The sequence below is a fragment of the Zetaproteobacteria bacterium genome, from assembly GCA_003696765.1.
Lineage (GTDB): Bacteria > Pseudomonadota > Zetaproteobacteria > Mariprofundales > J009 > RFFX01.
This window is the reverse complement of the sequence record RFFX01000050.1, coordinates 52,472-68,733: the sequence shown is the minus strand read 5'-3', so window position 1 is coordinate 68,733 and position 16,262 is coordinate 52,472. Positions and strand designations below refer to the sequence as shown.

General features: G+C 67.9%; 15 protein-coding genes. 5 read left to right on the top strand and 10 right to left on the bottom strand.

What is annotated here, in order from left to right; genetic code table 11:
* The first annotated feature begins 154 nt into the window (after positions 1-154).
* From D6682_05380 to D6682_05370, 3 genes are all read left to right on the top strand, one after another.
* Positions 155-2,032 (top strand): PAS domain S-box protein, encoded by a 1,878-nt coding sequence (locus D6682_05380; GenBank protein ID RMH51180.1) that lies wholly within the window; start codon positions 155-157, stop codon positions 2,030-2,032.
* A 103-nt stretch (positions 2,033-2,135) separates the two neighbouring features.
* On the top strand, positions 2,136-5,612 hold the full coding sequence (locus tag D6682_05375) for a response regulator (GenBank protein ID RMH51179.1): 3,477 nt from the start codon (positions 2,136-2,138) through the stop codon (positions 5,610-5,612).
* 67 nt (positions 5,613-5,679) lie between these two features.
* Positions 5,680-6,057 (top strand): response regulator, encoded by a 378-nt coding sequence (locus D6682_05370; protein ID RMH51178.1) that lies wholly within the window; start codon positions 5,680-5,682, stop codon positions 6,055-6,057.
* Between the two features lie 28 nt (positions 6,058-6,085).
* Here the strand turns inward: D6682_05370 and D6682_05365 are convergent, their stop codons facing one another.
* The 10 genes from D6682_05365 to D6682_05320 form a co-directional block, all read right to left on the bottom strand.
* Complete coding sequence (locus D6682_05365) at positions 6,086-6,424, bottom strand: P-II family nitrogen regulator (GenBank protein RMH51177.1); 339 nt, start codon at positions 6,422-6,424, stop codon at positions 6,086-6,088.
* A complete protein-coding gene (locus D6682_05360) occupies positions 6,411-8,042 on the bottom strand; it encodes an NAD+ synthase (GenBank protein ID RMH51210.1) in 1,632 nt (543 codons plus the stop codon). The genes D6682_05365 and D6682_05360 overlap by 14 nt, the downstream gene beginning before the upstream one ends.
* A 199-nt stretch (positions 8,043-8,241) precedes the next feature.
* Positions 8,242-8,988: a flagellar biosynthetic protein FliP gene (gene fliP / locus D6682_05355; protein RMH51176.1), complete on the bottom strand. Its 747-nt coding sequence runs from the start codon at positions 8,986-8,988 to the stop codon at positions 8,242-8,244.
* Positions 8,985-9,293, bottom strand: coding sequence for a hypothetical protein (locus D6682_05350; protein RMH51175.1), 309 nt, complete (start codon positions 9,291-9,293; stop codon positions 8,985-8,987). The genes fliP and D6682_05350 overlap by 4 nt, the downstream gene beginning before the upstream one ends.
* A 19-nt stretch (positions 9,294-9,312) precedes the next feature.
* Complete coding sequence (locus D6682_05345) at positions 9,313-9,591, bottom strand: flagellar motor switch protein FliN (GenBank protein ID RMH51209.1); 279 nt, start codon at positions 9,589-9,591, stop codon at positions 9,313-9,315.
* Between the two features lie 29 nt (positions 9,592-9,620).
* A complete protein-coding gene (locus D6682_05340) occupies positions 9,621-10,667 on the bottom strand; it encodes a flagellar motor switch protein FliM (GenBank protein RMH51174.1) in 1,047 nt (348 codons plus the stop codon).
* A 7-nt stretch (positions 10,668-10,674) separates the two neighbouring features.
* Positions 10,675-11,193, bottom strand: coding sequence for a flagellar protein FliL (locus tag D6682_05335; GenBank protein RMH51173.1), 519 nt, complete (start codon positions 11,191-11,193; stop codon positions 10,675-10,677).
* A 122-nt stretch (positions 11,194-11,315) separates the two neighbouring features.
* Entirely contained in the window at positions 11,316-12,020 is a 705-nt protein-coding gene (locus D6682_05330) for a motb protein (GenBank protein ID RMH51172.1), read from the bottom strand.
* A gap of 227 nt (positions 12,021-12,247) precedes the next feature.
* Positions 12,248-13,045, bottom strand: coding sequence for a flagellar motor protein (locus D6682_05325; GenBank protein RMH51171.1), 798 nt, complete (start codon positions 13,043-13,045; stop codon positions 12,248-12,250).
* Between the two features lie 14 nt (positions 13,046-13,059).
* Entirely contained in the window at positions 13,060-13,818 is a 759-nt protein-coding gene (locus D6682_05320; protein ID RMH51170.1) for a motility protein A, read from the bottom strand.
* A gap of 455 nt (positions 13,819-14,273) precedes the next feature.
* On the opposite strand from D6682_05320, the gene hslV reads away from it, so the two are divergent.
* Positions 14,274-14,831: an ATP-dependent protease subunit HslV gene (gene hslV, locus D6682_05315; protein ID RMH51169.1), complete on the top strand. Its 558-nt coding sequence runs from the start codon at positions 14,274-14,276 to the stop codon at positions 14,829-14,831.
* A 17-nt stretch (positions 14,832-14,848) separates the two neighbouring features.
* Positions 14,849-16,189 (top strand): ATP-dependent protease ATPase subunit HslU, encoded by a 1,341-nt coding sequence (gene hslU, locus D6682_05310; protein ID RMH51208.1) that lies wholly within the window; start codon positions 14,849-14,851, stop codon positions 16,187-16,189.
* Positions 16,190-16,262: the final 73 nt, after the last annotated feature.

The window sequence follows — 16,262 nt, the reverse complement described above, 5'->3', positions numbered from 1 at the left end:
GGGCGCCATCGCCGGTGCCTACACGGGAGGGGCCCGCTCGATTCGCGGGCAGCTATCCGTTCCTGCGGGGATGGTCGATGGCCTCTGCGGGATCGAACTCCTCTCTCATGGTATGGTCTGCCCTCCCCATATTTTATACTTATAGATCAAGGAGATGGGTCATGCGGTTCCTGGGCCCGGCCGGTCCGGTTTGAGCCCGGACACCCTGCGCAAGCGCTACCTCGCACTGCTCACCGATTACAGCGCCGGCGGCGACGAGGCGCTGCTCCACCAGGCGCAGCAGTTCGGCCGCGAGATGGTGGCGGCTCGGGTGCCGCCGGAGCAGATCGCCGACATGCACCATTGCGCCATGATCGCGCTGCGCGAGCGTCTGCCCGACCATGACTGCCGGACGCTGCTCACCACCGGCAGCCGCATCCTCTCCGAGATCCTGATGAGCTACGGGCTGGCCTTCCGCGAGTCGCTCAGCCGCAGCGAGCTGGAGGAGCGGCTGCGTCTCGCCTCCGAGGTGGTGGAGAACACCCAGGACGGGGTGATCGTCACCGACCCCAACGGGGTGATCATCCAGGTCAACCCGGCCTTCTGCACGGTGACCGGTTACAGCGCCGAGGAGGCGATCGGCAAGACGCCGGCGATCCTCAAGTCGGGGCGGCAGGATACCGCCTTCTACCGCGAGATGTGGCGCGCCATCCGCGAGGAGGGGCGCTGGTCGGGCAAGCTGTGGAACCGGCGCAAGAACGGCGATATCTACCCCGAACATCTCTCGATCACCACCGTCTACGACCGCAGCGGTAGGCCGTCCCATCTGGTCGGCGTCTTCTCCGACATCAGCCGGCAGGAGTTGCTGGAGGAGCAGTTGCGCCAATCCTCCAAGATGGAGTCGATCGGCACGCTGGTCGGCGGCATCGCCCATGACTTCAACAACATGCTCGCCGGGCTCTCGGGCAACCTCTACCTGCTCGCCAACCGGATCGACAAACGGGATCCCTGCTACAACCGCATCGCCCAGATGGAGGCGATCTGCGCCCGCGCCGGCGAGATGATCGCCCAGCTGCTCGCCTTCGCCCGCAAGGGGGTGGTGGAGATGCAGGAGATCCCCTTCACCTCCTTCCTCAAGGAGGCGGTCAAGCTGGCCCGGGTGGCCATCCCGGAGAACGTCTGCTTCCGCTACACCATCCCGGCCGAACAGTTGGTCGTCCGCGGCGACGCCACCCAACTGCAGCAGGTGGTGATGAACCTGCTCAACAACGCGCGCGACGCCGTCGCCGGGCGGGAGCGGCCGGAGATCGAGGTGGTGCTGGCCTGCTACGAGCCGGACGACGACTTCCGCGCCCGTCATCCTCACCGGGTGGGGGAGGGGGCCTGGTTCGTCCATCTGACGGTGCGCGACAACGGCATCGGCATCCCCGCCGAGCTGCTCAATCAGATCTTCGACCCCTTCTTCACCACCAAGGAGGAGGGAAAGGGGACCGGGCTCGGCCTCTCCATGGTTTACGGCGCCGTCCAGAGCCACGGCGGCATCATCGAGGTGGAGAGCCGGAGCAACCTCGGCACCGCCTTCCACATCTACCTGCCATTGGTCGGCCACGACGCCGGAGGGGAGTGTCCGGCGCGGGAGGCGGAGGCGGGTGCGGTCGGGGAGGCGCGCATGGCCGCCGCGCCGCTGATCCTGCTGGCCGACGACAACCCTGGCGTACGCGCCAGTACGGCCGAGGTGCTGGAGGAGATGGGCTACCGGGTGTGCACCGCGGCCGACGGCGAGGAGGCGTGGGCGCTCTACCGCGGCCGGGCGGGCGGGTACGATCTGGTGCTGCTCGACGTGGTGATGCCCCACATCGACGGCTTGCGGCTGGCCGCCATGATCCGCGAGGTGGCGCCCGATCAGCCGATCCTCTTCGCCACCGGCTACGACAAGGAGCGGCTCTTCCAGGGGCGTGACGCGGCGCTGGCCGATATTCCGGTGCTGAGCAAGCCCTTCCGCTTCGACCGGCTGGACCGTACCATTCGTGAGGTGATCGCCGGGCGGGGTTGAGATCCCGATCGGACCGCAACAGGTCTGTGGACGGACGTGTTGCGGGGGATCATCCCGGGTACGGGGCGGGCGGCCTGCCGCCGTCGGCCGGAAAGGGGGTGCGGTGACGGACGGCGGGAAGCGGGTCGGAACATCGGGAAGGGCGACGCTGGCCCGGCGGCTGCCGCTCAGGCTGGCGCTGCTCTTCGCACCGCTGCTGGTCGGCGCGCTGATCGTCCTCTCCCTCTTCCAGCACCGGGTGGTGGCGCAGCAGGAGGCGGCGCGCATCAAACTGGCCGCCGACACCATGGTCTCCAGCCTCAAGGCGATCATGCTCGCCGGCCACGGCGACATCGCCCGCGACTGGATGAAGCGGGTGGCCGCGCTGCCGGAGTTCGAGTCGGCGATCATCTTCCGCGTCGACGGCACCGAGGCCTTCCGCGATCAGAAGACCATCGACCAGGTCAACGCCTTCATCGGAGAGCGGCGCTTCTCCCGCGCCGACGACGGCGTCCCGCCGCGCCATATCGATGATCCGGCCTTTGCCGCCATCGCCGCCGGGCGGCGCGGCGCGCTGCTGCGGCGCGACGGCGACCGCATCACCTACCTGCTGCCGATCCATGTCGAGGAGCCCTGCCTGCGCTGCCATGGCTACACCAGCCATCCGATCCGCGGCGTGCTGCGGCTGGCGGTCGACTCGCGTGCCTCCGAGGTGTTGGAGGAGGGGCAGGAGCGGATGGCGTGGCTGGCGCTCTTCATGGTGTTGCTGCTCGCCGTCGGCACCTGGTGGCTGCTGCGGCGCGAGGTGCTCACCGATCTGCTCGCCCTCTCCGACGACGTCGCCCGGGTGGAGGTGGGCGACCGCGGCCACCGCAGCGCCATCCGGCGCGACGACGAGATCGGCCGGCTGGCGATGAGCTTCAACCGGATGCTCGACTCGCTCCACGCCTCGGAGCTGCGGCTGCGCGCCACACTAGATCAGCAGCGGGCGTTGACCGAGGCGGTGATCGCCCTTGCCGGCGAGCAGGTGAGCGATGCGCTGCTCACCCGCGTGGCCGAGCTGGCCATGGAGATGACCGGCGCCCGCTACGCCATGATCGCCCACCAGCTCGACGGCGAGCGCCACTTCGTGCCGTTGGGGATGGAGCCCGAGCAGCTCGCCCGGCTGGAGGGGAACCCGCCCCAGGGGCGGGGGCTGCTCGGCCTGCTCTGGCGCGAGCGCCGCTTCGTCCGCGTCGACGACATCGCCGCCCATCCATTGAGCGCCGGCTTCCCCGAGGGGCATGCGCCGATGCGCACCCTGCTCGGCGGGCCGATCACCTTCGGCGACGAGCTGCTCGGCGTGCTCTACCTGACCGAGAAGGAGGGTGGGGCCCCCTTCACCGAGGAGGACGAGCGGCTGTTGCGCACGCTCAACTCCGCCTGCGGCGTGGCGTTGGCCAACAGCCGCACCCTGGCCGGGCTGGAGCAGCGGGTGCGCGAGCGCACCGAGAAGCTGACCCGGGCCAACGAGCAGCTGCGCCAGCACGAGCTGGAGCTGGAGCTGGCCAACGATGAGCTGCGCCGGGCCAACGAGTTCAAGGATCAGTTCCTGGCCAACACCAGCCACGAGCTGCGCACGCCGCTCAACGCCATCATCGGCTTCTCCGAGCTGCTCGCCAACCCGCGCATGGGCGAGCTCAACGCCAAGCAGAAGAAGTTCGTGCAGAACATCCACAACAGCGGCAAGGGGCTGCTGTCGGTGATCAACAACCTGCTCGACCTCTCCAAGATCGAGTCGGGGATGATGGATCTGCACCACGAGTCGTGCCGGCCGGCGCAGCTGCTCGAGGATGTGCTCGAGGTGATGCGACCGCTGGCCGACAAGAAGTCGATCGAGCTTCGCGGCTCCTGCGCCATGGAGCAGGAGCAGAGCATCTTCACCGATCCGGGCAAGCTGCGGCAGGTGCTGATCAACCTGGTGGGCAACGCGGTCAAGTTCACCCCCGACGGCGGGCGGATCGAGGTGGCGCTGCGGCTGCTGCGGCACGACGGGCGGCTGCTGCTCGAAGGGCGGGTGAGCGACAACGGCGAGGGGATCAGCGAAGAGGATCAGGAGCGCATTTTCGAGCCATTCGTTCAGGCCGAGGCGGGGCTGACCCGCAGCCATGGCGGCACCGGGCTGGGGCTGTCGCTGACCCGCAAGCTGGTCGAGATGATGGGCGGCGGCATCGCGGTGGAGAGCACGCTGGGCGAGGGGAGCACCTTCACCTTCACCGTAGAGGTGGAGGCGGGCGACTCCGAGATGATCGGCGCCGCCATTGAGGAGCAGGCCGCGGGTGAGGCGGAGGCGGAGGCCGCGCCCGACGCAACCGATGGGGCGCCGCAGCAGAGTGGCCGGCAGGAGCCGCCGCTCGGCAAGGTCAAGCCGGTGGTGCTGGTGGTCGATGGCGACCACGAACGGGCGGCGGCGGTGGCGGCGATCCTGCAGCACGGCGGCTACGACGCGGTGCAGACCGAGCTGGCCCAGGTGGAGGAGGTGGCCACCGCCTACGACCCCTTCCTCATCCTGCTCGGCGTGCCCGACGATCCGGTGGAGCTCTACCGCGATCTGCAGCAGCTGCGTTCGGCCAAATGCACCCGCGATCTGCCGGTGACCCTGCTCGGCGGCACGGCGGCCGAGCCCAGCTTCTCCTTCGGCACCATCGATTCGGTCGAGAAGCGCCTCTCCGACGAGACGCTGGGCGAGATGCTGGCCCACCACAGCTTCCAGGTTGCCCGTCAGGCCAATACCTCGCTGGTGCTGGTGGTCGATGACGAACCGTCGGTGCGCGAGTACATGCAGGAGAAGCTGACCAGCGAGGGCTACCGGCCGCTGCTGGCCAAGGATGGTCCGGAGGGGGTGGAGATGGCCCGGGTCCATCAGCCGGACATGATCATCCTCGATCTGATGATGCCGGGGATGAGCGGCTTCGAGGTGGTCGAGCAGCTCAAGCGCCATCCTGAGACCGCCGACATCCCGGTGATGATCTTCACCGCCAAGGATCTCAAGCGCGAAGAGGTGATGCGCTTAGGTCAGGAGGTGGACAAGGTGCTGGCCAAGGGCTCGGTCGGGCCCAAGGAGCTGCTGCGCGAGATGCGCAGCATCGAGCTGCTCTATCCGGCGCAGGCCAAGCTGATCGACGCCACCGTGCGCATGTACAACCTGCGCTATCTACGGCTGCGGCTGGCCCAGGAGTGCAACCGTGCCGAGCGCTACAGCCACAGCTTCGGCCTGGTCGGCTGGGAGATCACCAACTTCCGCCGCTTGAGCGAGCAGTACGGCTACCGCAGCCTGAACGCCGCGTTGCACACCATGAGCGAGCAGGTGCGCCGCGCGCTGCGCGGCGGCGATGTGGCCATCCGCATGGGCGAGAGCCGCTTTGCCGTGTTGCTCACCGGTATCGACGAGGATGGCGTGGAGCGGGTGCGCGAGAAGCTGCAGTATCGGCTGCAGAGCCAGCGCCACCCGGTGGTGGGCACCTTCGCGGTGGTCACCGCCGCAGTGTCCCATGTCTCCGGCATGGAGCCGCGCGAGCTGATCGACGTGCTCGAGCGGCGGCTGAACCGCAAGATCGCGTAAGGTGGATGTCGGCTTCTGGTGAGGCCGGCGGTGTGCACGAGTTGTTTCGGGATAAGGAGGAGGTGGTATGGCGTTGATCTTGATCGTGGACGATGTGCCGAGCAATCGGGATCTGGCGGCGGAGCTGCTCACGCTGGAGGAGTACGAGGTGGCGCAGGCCGAGAATGGGCAGCAGGCGCTGGAGTTCGTCGCCCGGCGGCGGCCGGATCTGATCCTGATGGATCTGCGCATGCCGGTGATGGATGGGGTGGAGGCGACGCGCAGGCTCAAGGCGGATGCGGCGACCCGCTCGATTCCCATCCTGGCGCTGACCGCCTCGGTGATGGTCGGTGAGCGCGAGCGCATCCTGCGCGAGGGGTTCGACGGCTTCATCACCAAGCCGATCGATTTCGACGAGCTGCTCGATGGGGTGGCGCGGGCGCTGGAGGAGGGGGGCCGCCGGTAGGGGATCCGACGGGGTTGTCGGATGGCGTTCAGATGGCGTTGCGGTCGGTCTCCCCGGTGCGGATGCGGATCGCCTGCTCCACCGGCAGGACGAAGATCTTGCCGTCGCCCACCTTGCCGGTGCGGGCCGCCTCGACGATCGCCTGTACCGCCTCCTCCACCTGTGGATCCTCCACCACCAGCTCGATCTTCACCTTGGGCAGGAAGTCGACCACATACTCCGCCCCCCGGTAGAGCTCGCTGTGCCCCTTCTGGCGGCCGTGCCCCTTGACCTCGGTGACGGTCATGCCGTGGATGTCGACATCCTCCAGCGCATCCTTGACGTCGTCGAGCTTGAACGGCTTGATGATCGCCTCAATCTTCTTCATGCGATTCCTCCTTGCGGGCGGTGGCGCGCCACTGGTGGGTGATCGGGTAGCGGCGGTCGCGGCCGAAGGCGCGGGCGGAGACCTTGATCCCCGGCGGCGCCTGACGCCGTTTGTGTTCGGCGGCGTGGAGCAGCCGCTCGGCCAGTTCGCTATCCTCGCGATCGAAGCCTGAGCTGGCAATGGCCGTGGCGTCCTCGTCCTGCTCGATCAGCCGCTGCAGGATGGGGTCGAGCCGGTCGTACTCCGGCAGGCTGTCGGAATCGCGCTGGTCGGGGCGCAGCTCGGCGGAGGGCGGCTTGGTCAGGGTGGAGGCCGGGATCCGTTTCCGCGCGCGGTTGAGGTGGCGCGCCAGAGCGTAGACCTGCTGCTTGTAGAGATCCTTCAGCGGGGCGAAGGCGCCGGCCATGTCGCCGTAGAGGGTGGTATAGCCGACCGCGGATTCGCTCTTGTTGCTGGTGGAGAGCAACATGCGACCGGTTTTGTTGGCGATGGCCATCAAGAGCAGGGCGCGCATCCGCGCCTGGATGTTCTCCTCGGTGACATCGGGTCCGCCGTACCCCCACCGTCGCCACAACGGGGCGAGTGCCTCTTCCACCGTCGCCACCGGATGCCCGATCGGCAGCGTGATCCACGCCATTTCCAGGTTGCGCGCCACCGCCTCGGCGTCGCGGATGGCGTGGTCGCTGGTGTAGCGCGAGGGGAGCAGCACCCCGAGGACGTTGTCCGGGCCGAGCGCATCGCAGGCGATGGCGGCGCAGAGGGCGGAGTCGATGCCGCCGGAGAGGCCGAGCACCACCCGGTCGCAGCCGTTGCGCCGGCAGTAGTCGCGCAGGCCGGTGACCAGCGCCCGATGGAGCAGCTCCTCCGCCTCGGGCAGCGGGGCGATGGTCGCGGTCCGGTCGAGCGAGACGATCAACTGCTGCGGCACGAACGGCTCCGCCCGGGCCCGCAGCCGGCCGGTGCGGTCGAAGAGGCAACTGCCGCCGTCGAAGACCAGCTCGTCCTGGCCGCCGACGGCGTTGACGTAGCAGATCGCCCGCCGCAGCCGTCGGCTGCGTTCGGCCAGCAGCGCCTCGCGCCGCTGCTGCTTGCCGATCTCGAAAGGGGAGGCGTTGAGCACCACCAACAGATCGGCCCGATCGGCGGCCAGGTCGGCGGCCACCGCGTCGTCCCAGATCTCCTCGCAGATCGCAGCCTGCAGCCGGATGCCGCGCCAGGAGATCGGCAGCGGGGTGGCATCGGCGGCGGCGAAGTAGCGTCGCTCGTCGAAGACACCGTAGTTGGGCAGCGCCCGCTTGCGCCAGCGGCCGACAACCTCACCCCGACAGGCGAGCGTGGCGCTGTTGTAGAGCCGGCCGTCCTCCTCCTCGGGGTGGCCGAAGAGGATGGCGCAGGGGCCGCTTGCCGCGATGATCTCCGCGGTCGCCGCGCGGCTCGCCGCACGGAAGTCGCGCCGCAGCAGCAGATCCTCCGGCGGGTAGCCGGTGACGGCCAGCTCCGGCAGCACCAGCAGGTCGCACCCCCTCTCTTCCGCCGCCCGCAGGCAGCGCAGGGCCAGATCGCGGTTGTCGGCGACGGCGCCGACGCGGGGGGCGCATTGCGCCAGCATCAGCTTCAAGGGGCGGAACCCTCGGCCCATGTCGACTTCGCAAAAAGTCCATCCATGATCAAATCGCAAAAAGTCCGTCCGTGGACTTTTGCTTGACGGCGATCGAAGCGCGCGGTCTTCGATCGCCTTACAAATCCGTCGGTTGCATACGCAACCTTCGGATCTGCGCGACCCTCCATGGTCGCGATGATGGTTTCTTGCGAAGCCGTCATCCCATCTTGAAGCTGTCGATCAGCTGTTCGGCCACCAGGTGCCAGCCGTCGACCAGGACGAAGAGGATGATCTTGAAGGGGAGCGAGATCATCACCGGCGGCAGCATCATCATGCCCATGCTCATCAGCACCGAGGCGACCACCATGTCGAGCACGACGAAGGGGATGTAGATCAGGAAGCCGATCTCGAAGGCGGTGCGCAGCTCGCTGATGACGAAGGCGGGCACGACGACGTGGAAGGGGGTCTCCTCCGCCCGTTTCGGCTTCTTCAGCCTGGCCGCGTGGAGGAAGAGGAGCAGATCCTTCTCCCGCGTCTGACGCAGCATGAAGGTGCGCAGCGGCCTCTTCGCCCGCTCGAAGGCCTCCTGCTGGCTGATCTCGCGGTTGAGGTAGGGGGTGAGGGCGTTCCTGTCGATCTGGTGCCACACCGGCATCATGATGAAGGCGGTCATGAAGAGCGACAGGCCGACCAGCACCTGCGCCGGCGGCGACTGCTGGGTGCCGAGCGCCTGCCGGAGGAAGCCGAGCACGATCAGGATGCGGGTGAAGGAGGTCATCATGATCAGGATCGACGGCGAGAGGGTGAGGATGGTGAGCAGGGCGATGATCTTCAGCCCGTTGAACCACTCCTCGGGGTCGCCCGACTCCCCCAGTGAGAGCGAGATGGTGGGCAGATCGGCGGCGGCGGCGATCTGTGGCGCCAGCAACAGGAGGGCGAGCAGGAGCGGCAGGCGCCCGATCATGACGGCGCATCCCCTGCCTTCGTCGGCGGATCGCCGGCGGCAGGCGGCGAGGTCGGCCTTCCGCGGCGCGCCAGGGGGGTGATCCGCTCGGGGCTCACCCCGAGCAGCAGCCGTTCGTCGCCGTACTCCACCTCGACCAGCGCATGGCGCCCGCCGATCACGGTCCGCTGCCGCACGCGGATGGCATCGCCGCGGGAGAGGGCGCCGCCGCGGTGCTGGATGCGGCGCAGCAGCCAGACCAGGCCGGCGAAGAGCGCCAGCACCATGGCCAGCGCGCTGACCGACCGCACCACCAGCGCCGTCATCGGGCCGCGCCCCCCGCCCTCAGCCGAGGGAGCGGATTCGCTCGCTCGGCGGTACCACCTCGATCACCCGTACGCCCAGTTTGCCGTCGATGGAGACCACCTCGCCGCGGGCGAAGACCATGCCGTTGGCCAGGATGTCCACCTCGGCGTTGGCATCCTTGTCCAGCTCCACCACCATGCCGCGGTGGAGCCGGGCGACGTTGTGCAGCGGCAGGGTGATGCGCGCCAGCTCGACGCTCACCTCCAGCGGCACATGCATGATCGCCTCCAGGTTCGGCTTGCCCGCGACCGGCTCCATGCCGCCCTTCTCCTGTTCCAACTCGTCGCTCATGGTGTTGCCCCTTCACTGAGATCGATGGCGTCCAGCAACTCCGCTGCCAATACCCCGTTTCGCTCGCCGGGGCGGGCGTGGAAGAGCGGCAGCCGCTCGACGCAGAGGATGGCCGGGTCCGACTCCTGCATGGTGCAAGGGAGGAAGTCGCCCGCCTTGAGCGCGAGGAACTGGCCGACGGTCATGGTGCAGTAGCCGAGGTTGAGCTGCACCCGCACCGGGATGGTCTGCAGGCTCTCCTCGAGCTGCTCCTTCCACTCCTCGTCCTCGGCGACAGGCTCCTCGCTGACCGCGGCCCGCAGCGTCTCCATCATCGGCTCGAGGAAGGCGCGTGGGTAGTGGAGCTCGATGAACCCCTTGTCCTCCTCCGTCCACTGGATGGCGAACTCGACGGTGAAACAGGCGTCGTTGGAGCCGGCGACGGCGAGGAACTGCGGATCGGTGTCGATCTTGAACAGGCGGTACTCCATCCGCCGCACCGGCAGCCAGAGCATCTCCAGCTGGCGGGCGATCAGGTTGGCGATCCGCTCGGAGACCTTGTGCTCCACCGGGGAGAGGGTGAGCTCGTGGTTCCCCCCCTTGAGCACTTCCCCCTCGCCGCCGAGCATGGCATCGACCGTGGCGACGACCAGCCCCAGATCGGCGCCGATCAGCATCCGGCCGAGGCCGGCCACCTCGAAGGCGAAGAAGACCTGCGGCCGCTCGTTGCGGATGATCTCGCGGTAGATCTGTTGCTGCATGTTGAGGAAGACGACGCTGATCTCGCGCTGGAACAGATCGGACATCAGATCCTTGATGTTCTCGCCGAAACGCTCCTGCAGGTTGACGAAGAGCGGGTAGCGCTGCGGGCCGCCCTCGTCGTCGGAGAGGAAGGTGAAGGGCTCGACGTGTTCCGGCTGCGGGATCGGCTTGAGTGTGGAGAAGAGCGCCTCCACCGTCTCTTCGGTCCCGACCGCGGCCATCAGCGCCTCGATCTCCTCCGGTTCGAGGATCGCCCCCTCGCGCTTGCGCCCCTCGCCGGGTTGCCGCGGAGTCTCGTCCATCGCCGTGCTACTGCGAGACGAACTCGGTGAAGTAGAGCCCCTTCACCGGTTTGCCGCCGAGCAGCTGGTTGATGCGGTAGACCAGCTCCTCCTTGAGCTTGTATTTGCCCTGCGGGGTGCGGATCTCCTTGAAGGTCTTGCTGGTCAAATCGGTGATCACGAGATCGTTGATCTTGATCATCGCCGCCTCCACCTTGGCCTTGGCCTCCTCGTTGCGCACCTCGAGCTTGATCTTGGCCCGCAGGAAGCGGGAGTTGTCGGTATCGGCCAGGTTGACGGTGATGTCCTCCATGTCGATGAAGATCGGCGGGGCGTCGGGGTTTTCGCTGTCGGCCTCGGCCTCCGGCAGGGTGGTGTCCTCGGTCTGCGCAGGCGCCTTCCCGGCCGGCGCGCTGGTCGACTGCTCCAGTTGCATCACCTTCCAGGCGATGAAGCCGCCGACGGCGAGCACCAGCACCAGCAGCACCATGTTGATCAGCGGCAGGATGCCGCCCGACTTCTTCTCACCAGCCTCTTCGTCCGCCATCGAATACTCCTCTACGTCTTAGGTTCTATGTTGGATCGCCGCCGGACGGCTCGACGATGCCGGCTCCTTGCGGGGCCGGGCACGATCGGAAGCCGTTCGCCACGCGATCGCAGCCTGCAGGATCAATCCCGATAGACCACGATCTCCACCCTGCGGTTCTTGTCCCGGCCGAAGGGGGTGGCGTCGGTCGATACCGGCTTCGACGGGCCGTAGCCGGCGATCGACATGCGGGCGGGGTTGACCCCCTCCTGCTCGAAGAGATGCAACACTGCGGCGGCGCGTGCCAGGGTCAAACTCCAGGGATCGGGGTAGCGGCCGCTCGCCTCGGCGCTATCCCGACTGGCGTGGCCGTTGATCTCGATCCGCCCGGGGGCGGCGACCAGCATCTTGGCCAGCCGCTTGAGCGCCGTGCTGGTCTCCGGCTTGAGCCGGGCGGAGCCGGGATCGAAGAGGACGGCATCCTTGATCCGCAGGTAGAGCTTGTTGCGTACGATGATGCCCTTGACCTTGTGGCGCAGCGCGCTGTTGGCCAGCACCGCATGGGCGTTCTGCCGCATGGCCAGGGCCAGCTCCTCGGGCGAGGCCTTCTTGTTGAGCTGCAGCGGCGGGACGATGTCCACTTCGGTACCCGCTCCCGGATTCATGATCGAGACCGCGTTCTGGAAGAAGCTGGCGATATCCTTCAGCCCGGTCTTGTCGAGCGAAGACATCGACAGCAGCAGGATGAAGAAGGTGAGCATCAGGCTGACCAGGTCGGCGAAGGTGGTCATCCACCCTTCGGTGTCGGGCAGGACCTCGGGTTCGGGGGGCCTTCTGCGTCTGGCCATCGGCTAGCTCCGTGCCGGCCGCGCCGCCGCCCGGCCGCATGCGATGCAAGTTTTTGGCGAAACCATCGGAACTGAACGAATCGCAAGACGTCCCTCCATGGACGTTTTGCTCGACGGGGATTGAAGAGCGCGGTCTTCGATCCCCTTACAAGACCGTCGGTTGCGTCTGCAACCTCCGCTTTCGCGCCGCACGCCGACGCCGCGGCTGCCGGCTTCTTGCGACGCCGTCAGAACTGCCCGATACGCACCGGCTTGATCTTCGGCTTCATGTCGCTTGCGGTCTGCGCATCGGGGGTCTTGTGGGTGATCGCCCCCTCCGCCTCCTTGTCGGTCACCGGGCGGAAGGTGAGGATGATGTCCACCCGGCGGTCGAGCTCGGGGTGGCCGGCGATCGGATGTTGGTCCCCCATGCCGGCGACCACCATCAGCCCGCGCGGCACCCCCTTGTCGGCCAGGCGGAGGAAGACGTTCATCGCCCGCGCCGCCGACAGCTCCCAGTTCGACGGGTAGAGGTCGGTGTTGACCGGCGTGTCGTCGGTGTGCCCTTCGATGCGGATGGAGATGATCTCCGGTCGTTGGAACTCTTTGGCCAGCTTGTCGATGAAGGGCAGCACCTTGGGCGACAACTCCACCTGGCCGGGGGCGAAGGCGATGTGCTCGGGGAAGCGGACCATCACCCGTCGCTTGTCCAGCGGCAGGACATGGACGGCCCCCTTGCCACCCAGCTCCCTGGCGATGTTGGTCAGCGCCTTGGCGGTGCGCTTGGGGGCGGTCTGTCCCTTGATGATCTCCTTGACCGGGATGCCCGGCCCCTCCCCCTTGTTGACGTTCATGCCGCGCGGCAGCGGGCTGAAGGTGCCGGCGAGCGAGCCGAGGGCCGCCAGACGCTTCTCGTCGACGATCACCGCCATCGAGACCAGCATGATGAAGAAGGCGAGCATCTGCATCATCAGTTCGAGGAAGAGCCCGGCGGAGAGATCCTTCGGCGGGGGGACCGGTGCCGGCTTGGGCTGACGCTTGGCCATGGAGGGGGAAGGGGCTACTCGAAGGAGGAGACGCGATCTTTCGGCGGCAGGAAGCCGTGCAGCTTCTGCTCCATCACCCGCGGGTTCTCACCGGCGACCAGCGACTGGATGCCGGTGAGGATGATCTCGTAGATCAGGATCTCATCCTTGCTGCGCGACTTCAGCTTGTTGGCCATGGGCATGAAGATGATGTTGGCCATGATGGCGCCGTAGAAGGTGGTGAGCAGCGCGATCGACATCGAGGGGCCGATCGAGGAGGGGTCGGACATGTTCTGCAGCATCAGCACCAGGCCGACCAGCGTGCCGATCATCCCCATCGCCGGGGCGAAGGTACCGAAGGCGGTGAACATGTCCGCCCCCTTCTGGTGGCGCTCCTTCAGCTTCTCGATCTCGTTGAACAGGATCTCCTCGATCTCGGAGGGCTCCTGGCCGTCGATGGCCATCTGCAGCCCTTTCTTCATGAAGTCGCTCTCCACCTCGTCGACCTTGCTCTCCAGCGCGAGGATCCCCTCCTTGCGTACGATCTGGGCCAGCTCGACCAGCTGGGCGATGGTCTCCTGGCCGGTAGGCAGGGAGTACATGAAGTTCTTCAGCGCCACGCCGATCACCTTGAGCACGTCGCCCAACGGGTAGGCGATCAGCACCACGCCGACGGTGCCGCCGACCACGATGGCCACCGACGGCGGATCGATGAAGCTGGCGATGCCGCCGCCGATGGCGAAGGCGACCAGACCGAAGGCGACCAGCAGGCCGATGACGGTTGCGATATCCACGGTTGACTCCCCTCCTGCATGTGGTTGACGGCCGGGCGCATCGCGCGCGCTTCGGACCGTGCCGAAGCAAGAACCCTGCCGCCGCCCCGTCGAAGCGGTACCCACAGCCCGCCACGCCGGTGGCGCTTCGGGGCGGATCGCGGCGGGGGCCGGGCGGTGGCCTGCCCAAATGATCGGATCCGCCGGGGAGAAATCAACGGTGGCCTTCCTGCCGCCGCCCCTCTACTGGCCCTTCAGCGGGGAGCGGCGTGGCGGGGAGCCTCCTGTGGCGGTTCATCGGTGCCTTGTCGGAGCAGGGGCGGGGGCGTCGGGGATTCGACAGCGGCGGCGGCTTGGGGAGAATGGCGCCCGCCCCGCCCGATCTCCGTCCCGGCCGGACGGGCATCGGGGCGCACCCTTCACCGTGCGCGGGGCAAAAGGTCCATGGAGGTTGGCTGTTGCGGTCCGAACCGGGGATGGGGACGGAGTGGAGGGCGACGACCATCTGCTGTGTGCGTCGCGGAAGGTCGGTGGCGATCGCCGGCGACGGCCAGGTGACGCTGGGGGAGACGGTGGTCAAGCACGGCGCGAGGAAGGTGCGTGCCATCCGCGACGGCGGGATCCTGACCGGTTTCGCCGGTTCGACCGCCGATGCGATGAATCTCTTTGAGCGCTTCGAGGCCAAGCTCGACGAACACGGCGGCAGCCTGACGCGGGCGGCGGTGGCGCTGGCCAGGGCGTGGCGCACCGACCGTGTGCTGCGTCGGCTGGAGGCGATGATGATCGTCGCCGACGAGGCGCGCACGCTGATCATCTCGGGCAACGGCGACGTGCTCGAGCCCGACGAGGGAGTGGCGGCGATCGGCTCGGGCGGCCCCTACGCCCGCGCCGCGGCCACCGCGCTGCTGCGCCACAGCGGGCTTGACGCCGAGGCGATCGTGCGCGAGGCGATGCGCATTGCGGCGGAGACCTGCATCTACACCAACGACGAGATCACCGTCTGCGCCATCCGGCCCTCGGAGGAGCGGGAGTGAGCGATCCGTGCGAGATCATGACGCCGAGGGAGATCGTCTCCGAGCTCGATCGCTTCATCGTCGGGCAGCGCAAGGCCAAGCGGGCGGTGGCGATCGCCCTGCGCAACCGCTGGCGCCGCCGCCAGATCGATCCGCCGCTGCGTGACGAGATCACCCCCAAGAACATCCTGATGATCGGCCCCACCGGGGTGGGCAAGACCGAGATCGCCCGTCGGCTGGCCCGGCTGGCCCGGGCCCCCTTCATCAAGGTGGAGGCGACCAAATACACCGAGGTGGGCTACGTCGGGCGCGATGTCGAATCGATCATCCGCGACCTGCTCGACCGCGCGCTGGCCATGGTGCGCGAGGAGCACCGCGCCAGGGTGGCGCAGCGGGCGGAGGAGCTGGCCGAGGAGCGGCTGCTCGACATCCTCATCCCCCATCCCGTGGGCGGGGGCGATGGGCTGCAGAAGGTCGACCGCACCGACCCCCACCGCGAGACGCGGGAGAAGATGCGTGCCCGGCTCCGCTCCGGGGTGCTCGACGATCGGCAGGTGACCGTCGAGGTGCGCGACCACCATCCCGCCGCATCGCTGCACCTCTTCACCCCGCAAGGGGGGGAGGAGCTGGGCGGTTCGATCCGCGAGATGCTCGGCGGTCTGCTCGGCGGTGGCCGGTCGAGGAAGAAGCGGATGTCGGTGGCCGAGGCGCGCAAGGAGCTGGCCCGCCAGGAGGCCGACAAGCTGATCGACGAGGAGCGCATCCGGGAGGAGGCGATCCACCGGGTGGAGAACTACGGCATCGTCTTCATCGACGAGATGGACAAGATCTGCCATCGCGAGGGGATGCACGGCGACGTCTCGCGCGAGGGGGTGCAGCGCGATCTCCTGCCGCTGGTGGAGGGGGCCGGCGTCAACACCCGCTACGGGATGGTGCGCACCGACCACATCCTCTTCATCGCCGCCGGCGCCTTCCATCTGGCCCGCCCCTCGGACCTGATCCCGGAGATGCAGGGGCGGTTCCCGCTTCGGGTGTCGCTCGACGCTCTGAGCGAGGAGGAGTTCCGCCGGATCCTGGTGGAGCCGGAGTCGTCGCTCTGCAGGCAGTATCGCGCACTTCTGGCCACCGAAGGGGTGGAGGTGGAGTTCACCGACGACGGCATCGCCGAGCTGGCCGCCATGGCGGTGCGGCTCAACGAGAAGCACGAGAACATCGGTGCCCGGCGGCTCCACACCCTGATGGAGCGGGTGCTCGAGCAGGTCAGCTTCGATGCCCCCGACCGGCCGCGGGGGACGCGGGTGACGGTCGATGCCGGCTTCGTCCGGGAGCGGTTGGCCGACGTGGCGGTGGACAGCGATCTGAGCAGGTATATTCTGTGACTGGATCGCAATAGACGTCCATGGACTTGTTGCTCGACGGGAATCGAGGGGCGCCTCTTCGATTCCCCTGCAA